Here is a 278-nt window from a genome sequence, read left to right on the forward strand (position 1 = left end):
GGAGCGCCGGCTTCACGGGCCGCGCCGCTGTCGGCAGGTTGCGTAGAAAAGCTCGGAACGGTCCCGGCTTAGCGACTGAGGCGATCTGATCGGCCAGCGCCTCCGCGACAGGGAGCAGATCCGGGCGATTGGACGCCACGGCCCTGAGATCAAACAGCTGCGCTAGCCGCGCCTCGATCGGATTGTCGTGGCGGTGCGCGAGTCTGAGCACGGCCTCTTGGGCGCCATGCTCATGGAGGAATACGAGAAGCGGGGTTCGGAACGCTTGCGGTTCCCGG

At 66.9% G+C, this 278-nt stretch carries 1 protein-coding gene; it reads right to left on the reverse strand.

Annotated elements, in window-relative coordinates:
- Nucleotides 1-211 (reverse strand): hypothetical protein (locus EN851_RS36930; RefSeq protein WP_210234971.1); only part of this gene is annotated, 211 nt, incomplete at its 3' end.
- Nucleotides 212-278: the final 67 nt, after the last annotated feature.

This window comes from Mesorhizobium sp. M8A.F.Ca.ET.208.01.1.1 (assembly GCF_004791315.1).
GTDB lineage: Bacteria > Pseudomonadota > Alphaproteobacteria > Rhizobiales > Rhizobiaceae > Mesorhizobium.